We start from the raw sequence: 17449 nt of genomic DNA, 5'->3' as shown, positions 1-17449 counted from the left end.
CCGGTAAAGTTAGCAATTAATTGATGAAATTAGTCTTTGATCATCTCCCGAACAGGCCTTTTATTTACCGGAACACGTACCTGTGGAGAAAATGACCTTTTGATTACGCGAGATCGTGCCGTAGTTTGTGTTGCGGCAATTTTTCCGGTCGTAATCAGGTTCAACGCCGCACGGGTCATGTCCTCATTGGGATCCCCAAAGTCATATTCAACGTTATCATAAATATACGGATAGTCACACTTGATACCATCCCAATAATCCGTAAAATCCTGCGCATTGATAATCTTAAAGGAAGCTGCCCACAACCCGATATCGGCTGTTATATCCTCCCTGAAAAATCCAACAGGCTTACCGTAGGTCGCACCGTTATAGCCGAGTACTTTCACATTCGCATATGGCTTCAAAGCACTGATGATAATCTCAGCGGCAGAGGCCGTTTCGAACGTAGTCAGGAAATACACATTGGCAAATTCTGTGGTGCTGCTTTTCTTAAAGACCTCATCAGCAAACTCCGTATCGCCTTCTGCTCTTTCTTCCTCTAGGTTCTTGTTGAGATCATATTTGAACATCAGCTTGTTGTTGCCAGAACTGTTCACGATCTTGTTTAACAGGTAAGCCGCAGAACTGACATAGCCGCCACCATTGTAGCGAAGATCCACGATCAGGTCTTTAGCCGAGGTCTTGGCAAAATCAGTAAAGGCTTGATCGATCTTGTTTTTCATTTCCGTAGCCCGACCTCCATTGGTCAGTTCCTCAAAGGAAGATAACCCAATATAAGCGATATCCTTCCCACCTTCTTTGAATACCTTCGCCAATTGAAAAGGCTGAATATCATAAGTGGTATAGGTCAAAGTTTTAGAAATGGTTTTATTATCCTTGGTTATCCAGGTCAGTGGTAGAGTATTCTGTTGCACATAGCGTTCAATTGCTTCGGCATTTGTGCTGACCATCTTTTTATCTCCGGCCATCTCAATGATCTTGTCCCCTCGTTCCAGGCCTGCTGCTTCAGCCGGCGAACCGCCTTCTACAAAACCAACATATAAGCTATCCTTCCGATCTTCAATAAAATAGACGACCATACCGTAGCCATCGGCAAGATCAGCCTTGGATGCCCTGCTACCTTCCTCATCTGTATATTCAATCCAGGAGTAGTGATCGAGAGGTCCTACCCGATCCGGATGGAATTCATATTGCGTATACTGAGGCGTCATGCTCATCAGGCGTGCCAACACCGCATCGGCATTGTTGAACTGATCCGTAAATGAAGATGCAGGATTATAAACAGGAATGAACTCTTCCCAATAGGAAAGCCTTTTATACTGGTTATATATCTCGTCTTTAACTTTTTGATCCTCTGTCCTATTTCCATCACCAGGACGTGGCGGAGGTTCAATTTTAGTGATATCTTTTTTACAACCGATGATCAGTGCTAACAGCACCAATAACACGGTCCATTTCCCAAACGGAATATTTCTCATAGTGTTTTCCAAAAACAATGTCGCTTCAAATTTAATTCCAAATCATGGACTCCCAAAAAAATGAAAGGATTAATTCGGTAATTGTAGATTTAGCAGACTACTTTTCGAGAACTTATACATATTATCCCGGTAGGTATTCGTCTTGGGGCTACCAATGGATTCTCTGCTTGCTCCACCGGTTGTTGCTGCCCGGCTTGCACTGGCTTTTGCCGATTGGTACCGACCGCCATTGTTTATGCTGTATAACGCATCGGAAAACATTTGCTCCGTTGGGTCTCCCAATTCCTTGGAATATCCGTCCTTGGAGTCGGCCTTCTGCCCTTTTAATCCAGTGAAATAATCGCCATATCCATCATTATTGATCATCTGGAAGGAAGTGATATAGATATCTGCTTTACTTTTTTCTTCAGTTACCGGGAAAAAGCCTACAGGCTTACCGTAGGTTCCCTCATTATTGATGGTGATGATCTGTACATCCATGTAGGGCGCCAGCGAGTTCATCAGCAGTTCACTCGCAGATGCCGTGCTCTTGGTGGCCAAGAAATAGACACGTTCCAGATTTAGGGTATTCGTTTTATTGAAATTGGTCGGTCCGAATGCTTTTCCTTCTTTGTTCAACCCTTCGCCTACCAAGTATTTATTGACTTTGTACTCATACATTTTAGCTTTTCCGTGGGCTACAGGCACGAGCATATTGGCCAGAAATTCCGCGGTATTGACTGCACCACCGCCGTTATACCGAAGGTCAACGACTAGCTCCTTAATACCCTGGGCTTGAAAGTCCGTAAACATCTGTTCTAGCGCGTAATAATATTCGGTTTTCTTATCCGCCGTATCTTTAACAGCAATAAAGGAAGTATAGGCAAAGTAGCCGACTTTTCCAGCAGTGGATTCCACGACCTTGCTGGTCAAGATAGGATTCAATTTATAAGGCGCCCCGCGAAGACTGATCGTACGGGTCTGGGTCTGTCCTTCTGGTTTAACCACGAGTGTCAGGTTTTCCCCGGAATAGAACTTGTAAAAGTTGGAGAAACCTTGTAGGCTGTCGGTTCGATAGTCCATCTTGGTATTGCCATTGATACTTATCACCTGCATGCCTCTTTTCAGTCCAGCAGCTTCTGCTGGAGATCCCTTCTGCACCAATTTGATGAATAGGTTGCCATTATTCCCTGATCTTAAGTAGATGGGCATTGCACCGGTCTCGACATGGACACCTTCCTGAATTTCTTCGGAAACTCTTCCCCCACGGTCGATAAAACTGAACCTATCAAATCCGGTCTTGGCTTTCAAGCTTTCCAATACCTCCTCGGCACTGCGGAATTTCTCGGTATACTTACGTAGGTTGGGATCGCCATTGGCAAGTGGCTCAGGTTGGGGAAGCTTTTCCGTCCAAAGTGAAAGATACAAGCCATACAGGTAGGTCATGTCCATCAACTCCAGCTCGGTTTGCGAAAGAGGCTCTAAGCTTTCACTTTTCTTGCATCCGAAGGTCATGAACAACGTCAGCAACAACGAAATATAAACGATGCTTTTTTTCATAATTAGTTACATTGATTCGATGAAAATCAACTCCTCTTGATCGAGTTGATTTTCAGAAGCAATATAACTAATTGGCTCTATATTTCTGAACTGCAATTCATCGATAAAATAAACTTTCATCTGCTTGTCAAATCCCTGCCAATCGATATGTTTCAATTTATTCAATTGCATAGCCGGGTTGCCCTTGGTAAGTATGGCGATTTTTGCCCCTTTTTCGAGTATGGAGGCAAACAACAATTTTATCGAATTTGGCAGGATCAATTTCAATGGCAAGTGGCCATTAACCATCAATCTGCCCATATTTTCACTATAATCCTGGCTAAAACTAAACTTTTTTGCAGCCTCTGGATAAACAGCTTCTTCGCCCTTGGCCAAATAGGTTTCCTTCATAAAGTTCACCAACTCCGTAGCCATGGCACGTCCCTCCGTAAACTCCACAAATTGCGCAAAGAGGTAGTAGATTTGTAACAAATAATCCTGCTTGGGAAACAGGACATCGTCCAATTCAAATAAATACAGTTTTTTATCTAAAGGTATTTCTCTTGTCATCTTATTACACGGTAATTAACGCCACACTATCGCCATCATCATCCGCTGCGAACAACCCAGTCAACACGGTTTCAGGAATGGGTTCACCGAGCAGGGATTCCCCTTTATTAAGGAGGTGCATACCCAGTTGGGCATTGGGGTTTTCAAGAACAAAAAGAGTCTCGAGGTCATTCCTGTCCGGACATAGCACCTGAATCCCATATTCCTCAAACAGGATTTTGGAATCGGAAAGCGTCTGAATCTCCGCCAGCCCCAACGGGAGGATATAATTTGCCTCCTGATCAAGTCCCAGTTTCAACAGTTCGTGGGCAAAAGTGGGGTTTACACCGGTTGGAATCTTGCCATATCTACTTCCCAGGAACGAGGGAAGGTCTTCGGAGGTCGCAAATAGCACCTCATAGGTATCTTGTAATAAATTCGACAGCCTTTGCGCCAATGGGCGGGTGCCGAAAGTAATGATGATTTTTTCCATATTAATAGATTAACCCATCCCGCATATGAATGGTTCGATCGGAAATCCGGGCGAGGTCCTCATTGTGGGTGACGATGATAAAGGTCTGCTGCAACTTATCGCGCAGATCGAAGAACAGTTGGTGCAGGGCGGTTGCATTTTCCGAATCGAGGTTACCGGAAGGCTCATCTGCCAACACCAGGGTTGGGTTATTGATCAGGGCACGAGCGACCGATACGCGCTGTTGCTCTCCACCGGACATGGCAGCAGGTTTATGCTGCGCGCGATGTGCCACCCCCAAGGTCTCCAAGAGCTCCATGCCGCGCTGCTCCACGACTTTCCGATCCGTACCGGCAATAAATCCGGGAATACAGACATTCTCCAGTGCGGTAAATTCGGGCAACAGGTGGTGAAACTGAAAGACAAAGCCAATATGGCGATTTCTGAAGTCAGCGATATTCTTTTCGCTCAGTGCAAAGACTTCCTGATTCTCAATCACGACGGTTCCCTTATCGGGCTTATCCAGCGTACCGATGATATGCAGCAAGGTACTCTTACCGGCACCGGAGGCACCTACAATGGAAACGATCTCCCCTTTCTTCACGGAAATGCTTACCCCTTTCAGGATTTCCAGGTCTCCGTACGATTTGAAAATGTTATTGGCCTTTAAGATCATAGTGCGAAAATACTAAATTTCCAAAAACAATGGCTAAAAAGTGAAAGCATCATCAGCTGAGGTTCCATTCGGTTTTTTGTCACCAACTGGAGCCATGCGTAGCGTTTTGCGAGCAGCCCTTGTGGAATTACCGAAAGTCAGGCTAACAATTATACAAAAGCTCAATTTTATCGAAATAATAACTTGACCCTTCCGAATAAATACGCTATTTTTACTGCAAATTTTTTTATCAATGAACATTCACGAATATCAAGGAAAAGAAATACTTAAGAGTTTCGGAGTAAGAGTACAGGAAGGTATTGTTGCTGAAACCCCAGAGCAAGCTGTTGAGGCTGCTAAGCGAATGAAAGAAGAATTCAACTCGGATTGGGTTGTGGTAAAAGCACAGATCCATGCGGGTGGCCGTGGTAAAGGTGGTGGTGTGAAGTTGGCTAAAAACCATGATGAAGTATTGCAACGCTCTACGGACATCATCGGGATGCAACTTGTAACGCCGCAGACTGGTCCAGAAGGTAAAAAAGTTAACAAAGTTTTGATCGCACAGGACGTTTACTACCCTGGTGACAGCGAAACTAAAGAATTCTACATGTCCGTTTTGTTAGACCGTGCTACTGGTCGCAACATCATTATGTATTCTACAGAAGGTGGTATGGACATCGAAGAAGTTGCTGAAAAAACACCTCACTTGATCTTCAAAGAAGAGATTGACCCTAAAGTTGGTCTTCAAGGTTTCCAAGCACGTAAAATCGCTTTCAACTTAGGCCTATCCGGTGCTGCGCACAAAGATATGGTTAAGTTCGTAGCTGCATTATACAAAGCATACGATTCCATCGATGCTTCTATGTTCGAAATCAACCCGGTATTGAAAACTTCTGATGACAAGATCCTAGCGGTTGACGCGAAGGTGAACTTGGACGAGAACGCATTGTACCGTCATCCAGAAATCGCTGCATTGCGCGACATCACTGAGGAAGATCCTACAGAAGTTGAAGCTGGTGAATTCAACCTGAACTACGTGAAATTAGATGGTAACGTGGGTTGTATGGTTAATGGTGCTGGTCTTGCTATGGCAACAATGGACATCATTAAACTAGCTGGTGGTGAGCCTGCAAACTTCTTGGACGTTGGTGGTACTGCTAATGCTGAAACAGTTAAAGCTGGTTTCAACATTATCTTGAAAGACCCTAACGTAAAAGCGATCTTGATCAACATCTTCGGTGGTATCGTTCGTTGTGACCGTGTTGCTCAAGGTGTAATTGATGCTTACAACGAAATCGGAAACATCCCTGTGCCAATTATCGTTCGTCTTCAAGGAACAAACGCAAAAGAAGCAAAAGAATTGATCGACAACTCTGGTCTTCAGGTTTACTCAGCAATCTTATTGAAAGAAGCTGCTGAATTGGTAACTAAAGTCCTAGAAGAAGGAAAATAAGCAATACCGATTTTTGGTATGCAAAACATACGAGAGCCCGATGGAAATTCCATCGGGCTCTTGAATTTTTATGGATATCCAAATTGTCCCCACTTTCGAATGGATTTCCTGGCCGGTTAGCACATAGAAACTCCGCTCATTTTATAACAATTAAGTCAAAATCCCAAAAGCCTTCCCTAATTAGCAGAGGTTTTAGTTTCCGATCTGCTAAATCCAGAAACAAATAGTAATTTTGCAGCATACAAATACAAAATACTATGACAACATCTGCTTCGGATATTTCTCGTGACCAATCGGCAAAGTTATTTGAAAAGGCAAAACAATATTTCCCTGGCGGAGTGAACTCTCCGGTTCGGGCTTTCAAATCAGTATATGGAACTCCCCTATTTATTGAGCGTGGCGACAAGGCCCATTTATGGGATGCCGATAGCAACGAGTTCATCGACTTCTGCTGCTCTTGGGGACCTTTGATCCTTGGGCATAACACACCAGAAATTAGAGAAGCGGTTTCCGCACAGTTAGGTAAGGGATTGAGCTTCGGCGCTCCGACAGCATTGGAAAATGACCTGGCCGAATTGATTTTGAGCAACAACAAAAAGATCGAAAAGATTCGTTTTGTCAGCTCAGGTACGGAAGCGGTCATGTCCGCCATCCGCTTGGCAAGAGGATATACCAAAAGGGATAAGATTGTAAAATTCGAAGGCTGCTACCATGGTCACTCAGACTCGCTGTTGGTGAAAGCTGGATCCGGCCTGGTAACCTTTGGCGAGACCTCATCTGCAGGCGTACCGAAGGCATTTGCCGATGAGACCATTGTCATCGCCCTGAATGATAAAGCTGCGCTGGAACAAGTATTTACTGACTTTAAAGACCAAATTGCTGCCGTAATCATTGAAGGTGTTCCAGCCAATAATGGTTTGTTGATTCAAGACAAGGACTATATCCACTTCTTACGCGATATTACGAAAGCCAATGGATCGCTATTGATCATGGATGAAGTGATCACGGGATTCCGTCTAGGATTCGAAGGTGCTTCCAAATATTACGACATTCAACCGGACATCATCACCTATGGTAAGATTATCGGAGGTGGCATGCCAGTAGGTGCCTATGGTGCATCTAAAGAATTAATGGCGTGCATTTCCCCTGATGGTGCCGTTTACCAAGCAGGAACACTATCTGGAAACCCTGTTGCAATGGCTGCGGGCATCGCTGCACTCAATCTGTTGGCACAACCTGGTTTCTATGAAAAATTAGAACAGACCACTCAGGATTTTGTTGCTGAATTGCGTGCCTTTATTGAAGAAAAAGGATATGAAGTGCATCTGACCACGATAGGTTCAATTTTCTGGTTTGCATTTTCGAGCAATCCAAAAATCCAACGTGCGGATGAGATCGATCCGGCATCCATGGAGAAATATAAAGTGATGCACCGCGAGTTACTGAACCGAGGAATCTACTTTGGTCCTTCTGGTTACGAGGTTGGTTTTATCTCCGCTGCACACACCGAAGAGGACCTTAAAACTACCATAAAAGCTATTAAAGAGGCGTTAGATATTGTATTTCAATAAACAATGAACAATTTAGCATCATCTTTGTTATACTAGAGTAAACAGAAATGACTAAATAATAAATAATGAGAACATTTAAATCAGCATTAGCAGTATTGGCAGCATCTGCAGTACTTGCTTCATGTAATACACCGACCAAAAACCAAGAAGGTGAAATCAAGGATAGCACTGCTTTAGCGGATACTGTAGGCGCTATTGGCGTTAATCCATTGGAGCATGCAAAAGACTTCCCAGGAGCGACTTTGAAGATCGCAGGGATCACTTCAGAGAAGGTGGGTGCTGACTCAGCGAAAATTACCGTGAAATATGATGTTCAGAACTTCAAATTAACTGAACAGACTGAGCATACACACCATATGGCGAATTCGCATGACGGACAACATATCCACTTTATCTTGGATAACACACCGTATGTTGCACTTTACAAACCTGAGCATTCCGTAACGGTTCCTATTAACTCAGAACACTACTTGATGTCTTTCCTATCACGTTCATTCCATGAGTCCATCAAAACGAATGACGCTTCGAAATTGATCAAGTTCAAGGTGAATGCAGACGGTACGGTAACAGAAATCCCTGTTGGTTCACAACCTGCTATTTTCTACAGCAGACCGAAAGGCGATTATAAAGGTGATGAGACGAATGTCCTGTTGTTAGACTTTTTTGTTGCCAACACCACATTGGGTGCAGATGCGAACAAAGTGAAAGCGGATATCAACGGTCAGGAATTTGTATTGGATCAATGGGTTCCTTACGAAATCTTGAATTTGCCTAAAGGCGAAACCACTGTTAAATTAACATTGGTCGATAAAGATGGAAACGCGATTACTGGAGACAACGTTTCCGTAGAAAGAAAAATCAACTTAATGGCACAATAATCGTCCATTAAACATAGAGAAACGGCCCGATGCACATGCATCGGGCCGTTTCTTTTATTCAAGCAAAGAGCACTATCTTTTGGCTCGAATTGTTGCTTCTTAAATTCCGTTCAACACCAAAGATTAGAATCCTACAGATTTTAAATTCAACCCTGTTTTTTCGTCAAGACCAAACATTAAATTCATATTCTGAACCGCCTGTCCGGATGCGCCTTTCAACAGGTTGTCCGTTGCGTTCAGGATCAACAATTTGTTGCCGTGTTTTTCAAGATGGATAATGCTTTTATTGGTATTTACCACTTGCTTCAGATCAATATTCGCCTTCGAGACATGGGTAAAGGGATGCGTTTCATAATATGCATCGTACAGCGCATACGCTTCCTCTTCAGTCAGGTCGGAATCTACATAGATTGCCGAAAAAATACCTCTGGCAAAATCACCGCGTTGCGGAACAAAATTGATCTTTTCCGCAGCACGCTCCAACAGGCTTCCTGATCCTTGAGGTAAGAATCCTGACTGCAACTGATCCAATGATTCTGAGATCTCCTGCAAGTGCTGGTGATCAAAGGATTTATAGGCTGATAAGTTGTTGTTCCGCCAAGAGAAATGGGTCGTTGCCGAAGGCTTCTGCCCTGCTCCAGTAGATCCTGTAGTTGCATTTACATGCAATTGTTCAGGTAACAGTCCTTTACTTGCCAAAGGCAAAAGCGCCAGCTGAATATTGGTTGCGAAACATCCTGGATTTGCAATATAATACGCAGAACGGATAGCTTCCCTATTCAATTCCGGTAAACCATAGATAAAATTCTTTCCTCCAAAAGCCGTGTTTGCTCTTAATCGGTAATCTTGAGAAAGATCGATGATCTTTACTGCTGGATCGACAGGATTTGCGTCCAGAAACTTTTTGGCATCTCCATGTCCTACGCATAGGAATAGGACGTCGATGTCCGAATGGAAATCAGAAGAAAAAGTAAGATCCGTATCACCGAATAGATCGTTATGTACATCCGATAATTTATTGCCAGCATTCGAAGCGCTGTTCGCAAATACGATTTCCACTTGGGGATGATAGATCAAGATCCTTAACAATTCACCACCCGTATAACCTGCAGAACCTACAATGCCAACTTTAATCTTTTCCATAGTGTTTTATTTCATAAAAAATGGGTACGATGTTTCCATTGCACCCATTTTCAACTATTATTCTTTTGTCTGTAAAAGCCCTGCATCCATGCAAATTGAATGGTCCCGAATCGAGGAGTCTTCCTGCGCCATCACAGGCTGTGCAATGTAGCCTAGAGAGGGGCTCGATTCGGTATGCGGGGAACTCATTTAGTCCTTATTGTTTACCTTATGCCAAATAATGGTCTGGTTACCGAAGATCTTGGAGAAGCCTTTCACATCATCACCGGTATAGCCTTTGTTCATCTCTCCGTAGCTACCAAACTTGTTGGACATCAGGTCATGCTCGGACTCGATACCCAAAATAATGAAGCGATGTGGGTGCAACTCCACGAATACACGTCCGGAAACCGTTTCCTGGGAACTTGCCAAGAAAGCTTCCATATCACGCATTACTGGGTCATGCATCTGCCCTTCGTGCATGTAGTTTCCATAGAAACCTGCCAATTGGTCTTTCCAGGACAACTGCCATTTTGTTAGCGTATGTTTTTCCAACGCATGGTGCGCTTTGACCAAGATAATTGGGCCGGCAGCTTCAAAACCTACACGTCCTTTGATACCAATGATCGTATCACCGACATGGATATCGCGACCGATACCATAAGGCTGTGCAATTGCCTGCAATTCTTGGATTACACGAACTGCACCAATCTTCTCGCCGTTCAATCCCACAGGCTCACCTTTTTCAAAGTCTATGGTAATCTGGCGTGGTTCGGTTGAAGTAACCGGTGTTGGCCATGCAGACTCCGGAAGATACTGGTTAGACGTCAATGTTTCAGCTCCACCGACAGAAGTTCCCCAAAGGCCTTTGTTGATGGAATATTTTGCCTTTTCAGCCGAATACTCCACTCCATGTTTATTTAAATAAGCAATTTCATCTTCTCTTGAAAGTTGCAGATCACGAATCGGTGTAATGATTTCAACGCCTGGGATTAAGGTATGGAAGATCATATCAAAGCGAACCTGATCATTTCCAGCTCCCGTTGATCCATGGGCTACGCATTCTGCACCAATTTTCTTGCAGTAGTTCGCAATCGCCGTTGCTTGGCATACACGCTCCGCTGAAACAGAAAGTGGATAGGTAGCATTCTTAAGGACATTCCCGAAAATAAGATACTTGATCGTATCCTGGTAATAATCTTCGGTTTCGTCGATCGTAGTATGCGACTTAACACCTAGTTCATAGGCCCTCTTTTCAATTGTTTTTAATTCTTCTTCTGAAAAGCCGCCGGTATTTACGATTACCGAGTGGACCTCTAAACCTAAGTCACGGGATAGATAGATACAACAGAAAGAGGTATCCAAACCGCCGCTAAATGCTAAAACTACTTTCTTCATTTTATAATTCTTTATATGCTGATGCTCAAAAATACTAATTTAAAATCCTTTTACCGGTTTTGCACCTACCGGAAATACTGTTGCGACCATCTTTTTGGTCGACTTCCAAAGCTTTGCCTCGATCCGTTTCAGGAGGCTTTGTTTCTTGGAGATGCGATCCAACCGCTCCTTTGCTTCCGCCTTGCGCAGGATCTTTTCCTTCAGTTCCTTTTCCTTTTCCACCGGATCCCACAACATGGCAGTACACATGCAGTTCTTGCGATCCTTGGACATTAAGATATCATAGTTCACGCAGGATTGACAGCCTTTCCAGAATTCCTCATCCTGGGTCAACTCGGAATAGGTTACTGGTTCATAGCCCAAATCGGAGTTGATCTTCATCACCGCCAAACCGGTCGTTAAACCGAAGATCTTGGAGTTCGGATATTTCTCGCGCGACAATTCAAAGACCCGTTTCTTAATGGCCTTGGCCAAACCCACTTTACGGAAAATAGGATTTACGATCAGGCCTGAATTGGCAACATAGTCACCATGCCCCCATGTTTCGATATAACAGAAACCTGCCCAGGTACCGTCCTTATGCAGGGCGATAACCGCCTTGCCTTCCTCCATCTTGCGCGCCACATATTCTGGCTTTCTACGCGCAATACCTGTACCGCGAGCCTTTGCAGACTCGAACATTTCGTCACAGATTTGATCAGCATAATGGATATGATTTGCTGATGCAGGAATAATCAAAAAATCGGAGATTGTCATTTACTAATGTCGACCTAAAAATTAAATACTAATGTATTTGAATAAACTAATCTAAATTTGAATGTCACTCATCGAAAGGATGAATAACGGAATACGGGGAAGTTTGCCTGCCTCGGCAAATCAAGCTCGAGGCAGTATAGGTCGTCGAAATCGTAGAATTGGACAATTGAATGTATGCAGCGCATAATATGCCCTTGCACGAAGCTTGCGATAAGCTTGGGTGAAAGTGTCCATATATACCTTGTTACTATACATTTAAATTGTCTTTATATTGAGTGATTAGACTGCGCAAAAGTAAACAATTATTTTTTTCTTTTATGCAATTTCTATGTTGTTTTTTTATTTATAAAATAATCTCCCACGAAGATCATTGAAAACCTTTCAATCAGACTTTCCTATTGTTGAAACGTTTAAAAATCAGATATGTTTTTCTTTAAACTTTCATTCTTGTGTAAGATTTCACCCCGCTTAGTAAGATCGGTCCGATTGTTTAAATAATTCCTTAGCTTTGCATAAAATTTTCAGCTATGGTAGGTCCAAGTATATTTTTCTACGCGTTATTCGTTATCCCCTATATCCTATTCATGTACTGGTTGGTTAAACAGGACAAGAAGAAATACATGTGGGGCATCCTGGTTGTTACGGTCGTGGCCATTTTTGGTCTGGTGGTATCCCAACGTGCGAGTAAGATCGCCATGGAAAACTACAAGCAGCATCAGATCGATGCCCGCGAAGCGGAAGAGGAAAACCGCTTGGACAGCTTGAACAAGAAGTAAACAGCCCGCAGGTTCTGCGATGGCATCTACATAAAAAAACCGCCGGTTGAAGATATCAATCGGCGGTTTTTTATGATAAAGGGTTAACTTATTTGGTAATACCTTCCAATTTAAATAGGAAAGCATAGTTCAATGCCACATCTTTCAGGTAATCGAACCTTCCCGATGCGCCCCCATGTCCATATTCCATATCTGTTTTCAAGAGGATCACGTTCTTGCCCTTTCGGATATCGCGTAGCTTAGCCACCCATTTTGCCGGCTCGAAATACTGCACCTGGCTATCGTGCAGACCCGTTGTCACCAATAGGTTCGGATATTCTTTGGCCTCAATATTTTCGTATGGTGAATAAGACTTCATGTAGTCATAGGCTTCCTTGTTATTCGGATTACCCCACTCATCGTATTCATTCGTAGTCAAAGGGATGCTTTCATCCAACATTGTGTTTACCACATCCACAAATGGCACCTGTGCAATGACTCCATTCCAAATTTCAGGAGCCATATTGATCACAGCACCCATCAACAATCCACCGGCACTACCCCCCTGCGCATATAGATGCTCTTTGGCGGTGTATTTCTCGGCAATCAGGTATTTTCCACAATCTATGAAATCCGTAAAGGTATTCTTCTTCTTCATCATCTTGCCATCCTCATACCATTGCCTACCCATCTCCTCGCCCCCACGAATATGGGCAATGGCATAGATAAATCCACGATCCAAAAGTGATAGCCTAGAAGAGCTAAACGTCGGATCCATGGAACTACCGTAGGAACCGTATGCATACAGCAATAGCGGCGCCTTGCCGTCCAGGTTTGTTCCCTTTTTGTAGACAATAGAAATCGGAACAATCGAGCCATCAGTTACTTTGGCCATCTTACGCTCCGTAACGTATTGCTTTTGATCATATCCACCCAGTACCTCTTGTTGTTTCATCAGGGTTTTTTCCTTCGTCTTCATGTTATAATCGTAGGTTGAAGACGGAGTTACCATGGAAGTATAGCCATAGCGTAAGATATCCGTGTTGTATTCTACATTCGTACTGGAATACACGGTATAGGCAGCTTCTCCAAAATCCAGGTAATGCTGGCTGTTGTCCTGCAAGTTCCGAATGGCAAGTTGCGACAGACCATTCTTTCTTTCAGACACCACGATAAAGTTCTCGAATTCATCGATCCCTTCCACCAAAACATCGGACCGGTGCGGGATATATTCTTTCCAGTTTTCCTTCCCCGTTTTGTCCAGCGGCGTTTCCATCACTTTGAAATTCTTGGCATTGTCATTCGTCACGACCAGGAACTTATCCTTTAGTGGCGTAACGGAATAGAGCACATCCTTTATCCGGGGTTGAAAAACCTGGAAGGTGCCATTGGGGTCATCTGACTTCAGGTACCTCGTTTCGGAACTCAGCGTTCCTCCGGAATAAATGAAAATATATTGATCGTCCTTCGATTTCCAGACCCCAATATAGTTGGTATTATCCTTTTCATCATACACAACAACGTCTTTATCAACTGGGGCACCTAGGGTATGGCGCTTGATCTTTTCACTCAATAGGGTTACGGGGTTTTTCGCCGTATAGAACAACGTTTTATTATCCGCTGCCCAAACCGAACCTCCCGATGTGCGGATGATACGGTCCGGTAGGATTTCTCCGGTCTCCAAATTCTTAATGTGAATGACATATTCCCTTCTGGATACAGTATCGACACCATAGGCCAACAATTTATTGTCCGGACTTACCGTAGCACCACCCAGGGCATAATAGGCAAATCCCTCTGCCATCTTATCCACATCCAATAGCACTTCCTCAGGTGCATCCAAACTGCCCTTCTTGCGGCATAGCTTGTAGTATTGTTTTCCTTCCTCCGTGCGCTGGTAATAATAATACCCGTTGCGCAGATACGGCACGCTCTCATCAGTTTCTTTGATCCGGCCCTTCATTTCCTTGAAGAGTACATCCTGAAGACCATCAGTATCCTTCATCATCGCTTCCGTATAGGCATTTTCAGCATCTAGATAGGCAACGACACGCGAGGAATCTGGCCCTTTTTTGAAATAATCATTCATCCAATAATATGGATCGACTACCGTATCATTATGGATGATCCGGTCAAAATTTTTCTTTTCAGCAACCGGTGGAGTGGCATCTGGCCAGTTAACAGGTGCTTTTTGGGAAGTCCCCTCAGGTGAGCAGGATGATATCATGACTGTAAGTATTAAACCAATTAGATATTTATCTTTCATATATTTAAATTCGTTTGGTTAGAACTGCTTTAAAAATAAAACAAATTATCTAGGATTTTAGATTAATTAACAAAAGTATCTTATTGAAAATAGTAAATTTGTCGAATTATAATCTTTAAAAATATGATCGGAACAAATAAATTTCTGTGCTATTTAGCGTTAGGAATTCTTCCAGCACTTGGTTTTGCCCAAGACAAAAAAGATAATCCACCAGCAAATTGGTATAACCTAGACTATCAAGCAGATGGTATCATGGGAATCAGTACGGAAAAGGCGCAAGAATTGCTCAAGGGGCGCAAAGCAACGCCCGTTATTGTAGCCGTGCTCGATGGCGGTGTTGATGTGCAACATGAGGACCTAAAGGATGTCCTCTGGACGAATCCGAAGGAAATCCCCGGAAATGGCAAGGATGATGATGGCAATGGCTACATCGATGATGTACACGGTTGGAATTTCATCGGAAACAAAGATGGGAAAAATGTAGATCAGGACAATTTGGAGGTTACCCGCCTAATCCGCATCTACGAACCCAAATATATTTCCGTACTTCCGACAACCCCACTCTCTGAAAAAGAAAGAAGGGAGTTTGTTGCCTACCAAAAAATGATCACGGATTATACGTCCAAAATGGATGAAGCTTCTTTTGGTAAGGTTAATTACGGCAGACTGAAGGACAATGTGGATGCCATTGCAAAAGCTATAGGCAAACCGGCGAAAGACATTACCAAAGCGGATTTGGATGCTTTCCAAGCCACCAATGACGGACAGAAAATGGCCTTGCGCATTGCTAAAAAGGAATTGGATAATGGTTCCTTCGAGAAATTCAGCACCGACCTGAATGAAGCAGTGAAATATTATTCCGACCAGGTAGATTTCCATTTGAACAAAGATTTTGACCCAAGGAATATTGTTGGAGATAATTACGAAGATGCTTCCGAAAGAATCTATGGCAACAACGATGTCAAAGGTCCGGATGCAGGACACGGAACGCACGTGGCGGGTATCATCGGTGCTAAGCGCAAGAACAACATCGGTATCGATGGTGTTTCCGATCAGGTTCAAATCATGGCGGTACGCTTGGTTCCCAATGGTGATGAGCGTGATAAGGACGTAGCAAACGGCATCCGCTATGCGGTAGACAATGGCGCGAAGGTCATCAACATGAGCTTTGGAAAGGGCTATGCCTTCAACAAGAAAACCGTGGATGAGGCTGTAAAATACGCCGAATCGAAAGATGTACTGTTGGTACATGCTGCCGGAAATGATGGGCAGGACAATGACATCGAGAAAAACTACCCGACGAAATATTTCACCGACAGCTTGGATGCTGTTGTGGGCGAAGCTAAAAATTGGATCACCGTAGGTGCTTCCGGCTGGAAGTTGAACGACGATCTATTGGCAGACTTTTCCAATTTCGGTTACCGTAGTGTCGACGTGTTTGCACCCGGCGTGAAGATCAACTCCACCGTACCGGAATCGAAATACAAAGAAGAACAAGGAACGAGTATGGCCGCTCCAGTGGTTGCAGGTTTGGCAGCTATGATCCGTGCTTATTACCCAACACTTACTGCCGAGCAGGTGAAACAAGTGATCATGAACAGTGTGACTAAAGTTGACCAAAAGGTGAAAGTCAAAAAAGACGGTAGCTCCAAAAAAGTTTACTTGGATGAAATCAGCACCAGTGGAGGTATTGTAAATGCTTACAAAGCGATCGCTGAGGCTAATAAATTACTTTCTTCGAAAAAGTAAAAAAATGTTAAATTTTTCACAATAATGCTTAGTATCTTGCGTTTAGAATAAAAAACAAAGATGCTTATGGTGGAAAACTCTACTAACATTCAAGAAGTAAATTACGAAGGTCTAATTTCAGGTATCAGTCAAGATAATAACGTTGAGATAAAGTTCGAGGATAAACTTAAAAGTTGCATTCAACAATTGTCAAGAGATCCAGAAGACAAAACAATCGAAAACATCCTCAACTACTCAAAGGCCTTACGTAAGTTATAATCCGAAGCCACTCCACAAATGAGTGGCTTCGTCGATTTTACCCTATCCGACACCGCTTAAAAATCCGTAAAATCATTACCCCCCGTTAGATTAAGTGTTTAATAGTCCAAAGGAACCTCATTCCCTCTTGCCCCTTCGAATATTCTTATTAACTTGCCTCTATAAACGTTCAAACAGCTAAAAATTAATGGATAAGCAAGAAAGCATACCCTTAACCCTGATTGAAAAAATGCATCGACATGCTGAGGATCAAGCTAAGCTCCTAGCGAATGTTTTAGCATCTGAGGAAATACAAGAACAAACTTGCGCACCTGTTTTAAATAAATTGGTGGATCAGCTCCTGGAATTTAACGATAATTTCGAAATCCACTTTCCCGAAACAGCAGCAGATGCTGAACCGCTCTTGCCCGCCTTACAGCAGCTTATCTCAACACTCGAAACAATTCTTGAGCAAGTTGCAGTGTTGGAAGACACGGAAGATATTGTCGGCATCCTGGAAGAGTTAACCCTGGAAACGGATCAAGCGAAAGATTATTACCAAGATTTGGAGGGTTTAAGAAGAAGTTAAAAC

The 17449-nt window shown here is 43.3% G+C and carries 15 protein-coding genes; 6 read left to right on the top strand and 9 right to left on the bottom strand.

What is annotated here, in order from left to right:
• Positions 1 to 29: 29 nt before the first annotated feature.
• From G6N79_RS06245 to G6N79_RS06225, 5 genes are all read right to left on the bottom strand, one after another.
• Positions 30 to 1478: a S41 family peptidase gene (locus G6N79_RS06245; protein ID WP_103906814.1), complete on the bottom strand. Its 1449-nt coding sequence runs from the start codon at positions 1476 to 1478 to the stop codon at positions 30 to 32.
• A gap of 69 nt (positions 1479 to 1547) precedes the next feature.
• Positions 1548 to 3017, bottom strand: a complete 1470-nt coding sequence (locus G6N79_RS06240) for a S41 family peptidase (RefSeq protein WP_103906813.1) — start codon at positions 3015 to 3017, stop codon at positions 1548 to 1550.
• A gap of 6 nt (positions 3018 to 3023) precedes the next feature.
• On the bottom strand, positions 3024 to 3566 hold the full coding sequence (locus tag G6N79_RS06235; RefSeq protein ID WP_103906812.1) for an HAD family hydrolase: 543 nt from the start codon (positions 3564 to 3566) through the stop codon (positions 3024 to 3026).
• Positions 3567 to 3570: 4 nt separating this feature from the next.
• A complete protein-coding gene (locus G6N79_RS06230; protein ID WP_103906811.1) occupies positions 3571 to 4038 on the bottom strand; it encodes a hypothetical protein in 468 nt (155 codons plus the stop codon).
• A gap of 1 nt (position 4039) precedes the next feature.
• Complete coding sequence (locus G6N79_RS06225; RefSeq protein ID WP_103906810.1) at positions 4040 to 4693, bottom strand: ABC transporter ATP-binding protein; 654 nt, start codon at positions 4691 to 4693, stop codon at positions 4040 to 4042.
• A 232-nt stretch (positions 4694 to 4925) separates the two neighbouring features.
• Between G6N79_RS06225 and sucC the strand changes: the two genes are divergently transcribed.
• From sucC to G6N79_RS06210, 3 genes are all read left to right on the top strand, one after another.
• Positions 4926 to 6125: an ADP-forming succinate--CoA ligase subunit beta gene (gene sucC, locus G6N79_RS06220; protein WP_103906809.1), complete on the top strand. Its 1200-nt coding sequence runs from the start codon at positions 4926 to 4928 to the stop codon at positions 6123 to 6125.
• A 257-nt stretch (positions 6126 to 6382) separates the two neighbouring features.
• Entirely contained in the window at positions 6383 to 7696 is a 1314-nt protein-coding gene (gene hemL / locus G6N79_RS06215; protein ID WP_103906808.1) for a glutamate-1-semialdehyde 2,1-aminomutase, read from the top strand.
• A gap of 65 nt (positions 7697 to 7761) precedes the next feature.
• Positions 7762 to 8574, top strand: coding sequence for a hypothetical protein (locus G6N79_RS06210; protein WP_103906807.1), 813 nt, complete (start codon positions 7762 to 7764; stop codon positions 8572 to 8574).
• Between the two features lie 123 nt (positions 8575 to 8697).
• On the opposite strand, the gene argC is transcribed toward G6N79_RS06210, so the two are convergent.
• The 3 genes from argC to G6N79_RS06195 form a co-directional block, all read right to left on the bottom strand.
• Positions 8698 to 9717: an N-acetyl-gamma-glutamyl-phosphate reductase gene (gene argC / locus G6N79_RS06205; RefSeq protein WP_103906806.1), complete on the bottom strand. Its 1020-nt coding sequence runs from the start codon at positions 9715 to 9717 to the stop codon at positions 8698 to 8700.
• Positions 9718 to 9906: 189 nt separating this feature from the next.
• Positions 9907 to 11094 carry an argininosuccinate synthase gene (gene argG, locus G6N79_RS06200; RefSeq protein WP_103906805.1) on the bottom strand — a complete coding sequence of 396 codons (1188 nt, stop codon included), beginning with the start codon at positions 11092 to 11094 and terminating at the stop codon, positions 9907 to 9909.
• Positions 11095 to 11133: 39 nt separating this feature from the next.
• On the bottom strand, positions 11134 to 11850 hold the full coding sequence (locus tag G6N79_RS06195) for an N-acetyltransferase (RefSeq protein WP_103906804.1): 717 nt from the start codon (positions 11848 to 11850) through the stop codon (positions 11134 to 11136).
• Positions 11851 to 12377: 527 nt separating this feature from the next.
• Here G6N79_RS06195 and G6N79_RS06190 point away from each other — a divergent pair.
• A complete protein-coding gene (locus G6N79_RS06190) occupies positions 12378 to 12626 on the top strand; it encodes a hypothetical protein (RefSeq protein ID WP_103906803.1) in 249 nt (82 codons plus the stop codon).
• A gap of 88 nt (positions 12627 to 12714) precedes the next feature.
• Here G6N79_RS06190 and G6N79_RS06185 read toward each other — a convergent pair whose 3' ends face one another.
• Positions 12715 to 14832: a S9 family peptidase gene (locus tag G6N79_RS06185; protein ID WP_234993217.1), complete on the bottom strand. Its 2118-nt coding sequence runs from the start codon at positions 14830 to 14832 to the stop codon at positions 12715 to 12717.
• Positions 14833 to 14994: 162 nt separating this feature from the next.
• Here G6N79_RS06185 and G6N79_RS06180 point away from each other — a divergent pair, with 162 nt between their 5' ends.
• Together G6N79_RS06180 and G6N79_RS06175 are read left to right on the top strand one after the other, a co-directional pair.
• The gene (locus G6N79_RS06180; RefSeq protein WP_103906801.1) at positions 14995 to 16620 is read left to right on the top strand and encodes a S8 family peptidase; all 1626 of its coding nucleotides are present in this window, start codon (positions 14995 to 14997) and stop codon (positions 16618 to 16620) included.
• Positions 16621 to 17065: 445 nt separating this feature from the next.
• On the top strand, positions 17066 to 17446 hold the full coding sequence (locus G6N79_RS06175) for a hypothetical protein (protein ID WP_103906799.1): 381 nt from the start codon (positions 17066 to 17068) through the stop codon (positions 17444 to 17446).
• The last annotated feature ends 3 nt before the right edge of the window (positions 17447 to 17449 follow it).

It is taken from the genome of Sphingobacterium lactis (genome assembly GCF_011046555.1).
In the GTDB taxonomy this organism is placed as follows: Bacteria; Bacteroidota; Bacteroidia; order Sphingobacteriales; family Sphingobacteriaceae; genus Sphingobacterium; species Sphingobacterium lactis.
The sequence above is the reverse complement of the archived record's forward strand: the minus strand, read 5'-3'. Positions and strand labels throughout refer to the sequence as shown.

Coding starts and splice junctions, on each gene's coding strand:
- G6N79_RS06245 (WP_103906814.1), bottom strand. CDS start 1,478: ATGAGAAATATTCCGTTTGGGAAATGGACCGTGTTATTGGTGCTGTTA.
- G6N79_RS06240 (WP_103906813.1), bottom strand. CDS start 3,017: ATGAAAAAAAGCATCGTTTATATTTCGTTGTTGCTGACGTTGTTCATG.
- G6N79_RS06235 (WP_103906812.1), bottom strand. CDS start 3,566: ATGACAAGAGAAATACCTTTAGATAAAAAACTGTATTTATTTGAATTG.
- G6N79_RS06230 (WP_103906811.1), bottom strand. CDS start 4,038: ATGGAAAAAATCATCATTACTTTCGGCACCCGCCCATTGGCGCAAAGG.
- G6N79_RS06225 (WP_103906810.1), bottom strand. CDS start 4,693: ATGATCTTAAAGGCCAATAACATTTTCAAATCGTACGGAGACCTGGAA.
- sucC (WP_103906809.1), top strand. CDS start 4,926: ATGAACATTCACGAATATCAAGGAAAAGAAATACTTAAGAGTTTCGGA.
- hemL (WP_103906808.1), top strand. CDS start 6,383: ATGACAACATCTGCTTCGGATATTTCTCGTGACCAATCGGCAAAGTTA.
- G6N79_RS06210 (WP_103906807.1), top strand. CDS start 7,762: ATGAGAACATTTAAATCAGCATTAGCAGTATTGGCAGCATCTGCAGTA.
- argC (WP_103906806.1), bottom strand. CDS start 9,717: ATGGAAAAGATTAAAGTTGGCATTGTAGGTTCTGCAGGTTATACGGGT.
- argG (WP_103906805.1), bottom strand. CDS start 11,094: ATGAAGAAAGTAGTTTTAGCATTTAGCGGCGGTTTGGATACCTCTTTC.
- G6N79_RS06195 (WP_103906804.1), bottom strand. CDS start 11,850: ATGACAATCTCCGATTTTTTGATTATTCCTGCATCAGCAAATCATATC.
- G6N79_RS06190 (WP_103906803.1), top strand. CDS start 12,378: ATGGTAGGTCCAAGTATATTTTTCTACGCGTTATTCGTTATCCCCTAT.
- G6N79_RS06185 (WP_234993217.1), bottom strand. CDS start 14,832: ATGATATCATCCTGCTCACCTGAGGGGACTTCCCAAAAAGCACCTGTT.
- G6N79_RS06180 (WP_103906801.1), top strand. CDS start 14,995: ATGATCGGAACAAATAAATTTCTGTGCTATTTAGCGTTAGGAATTCTT.
- G6N79_RS06175 (WP_103906799.1), top strand. CDS start 17,066: ATGGATAAGCAAGAAAGCATACCCTTAACCCTGATTGAAAAAATGCAT.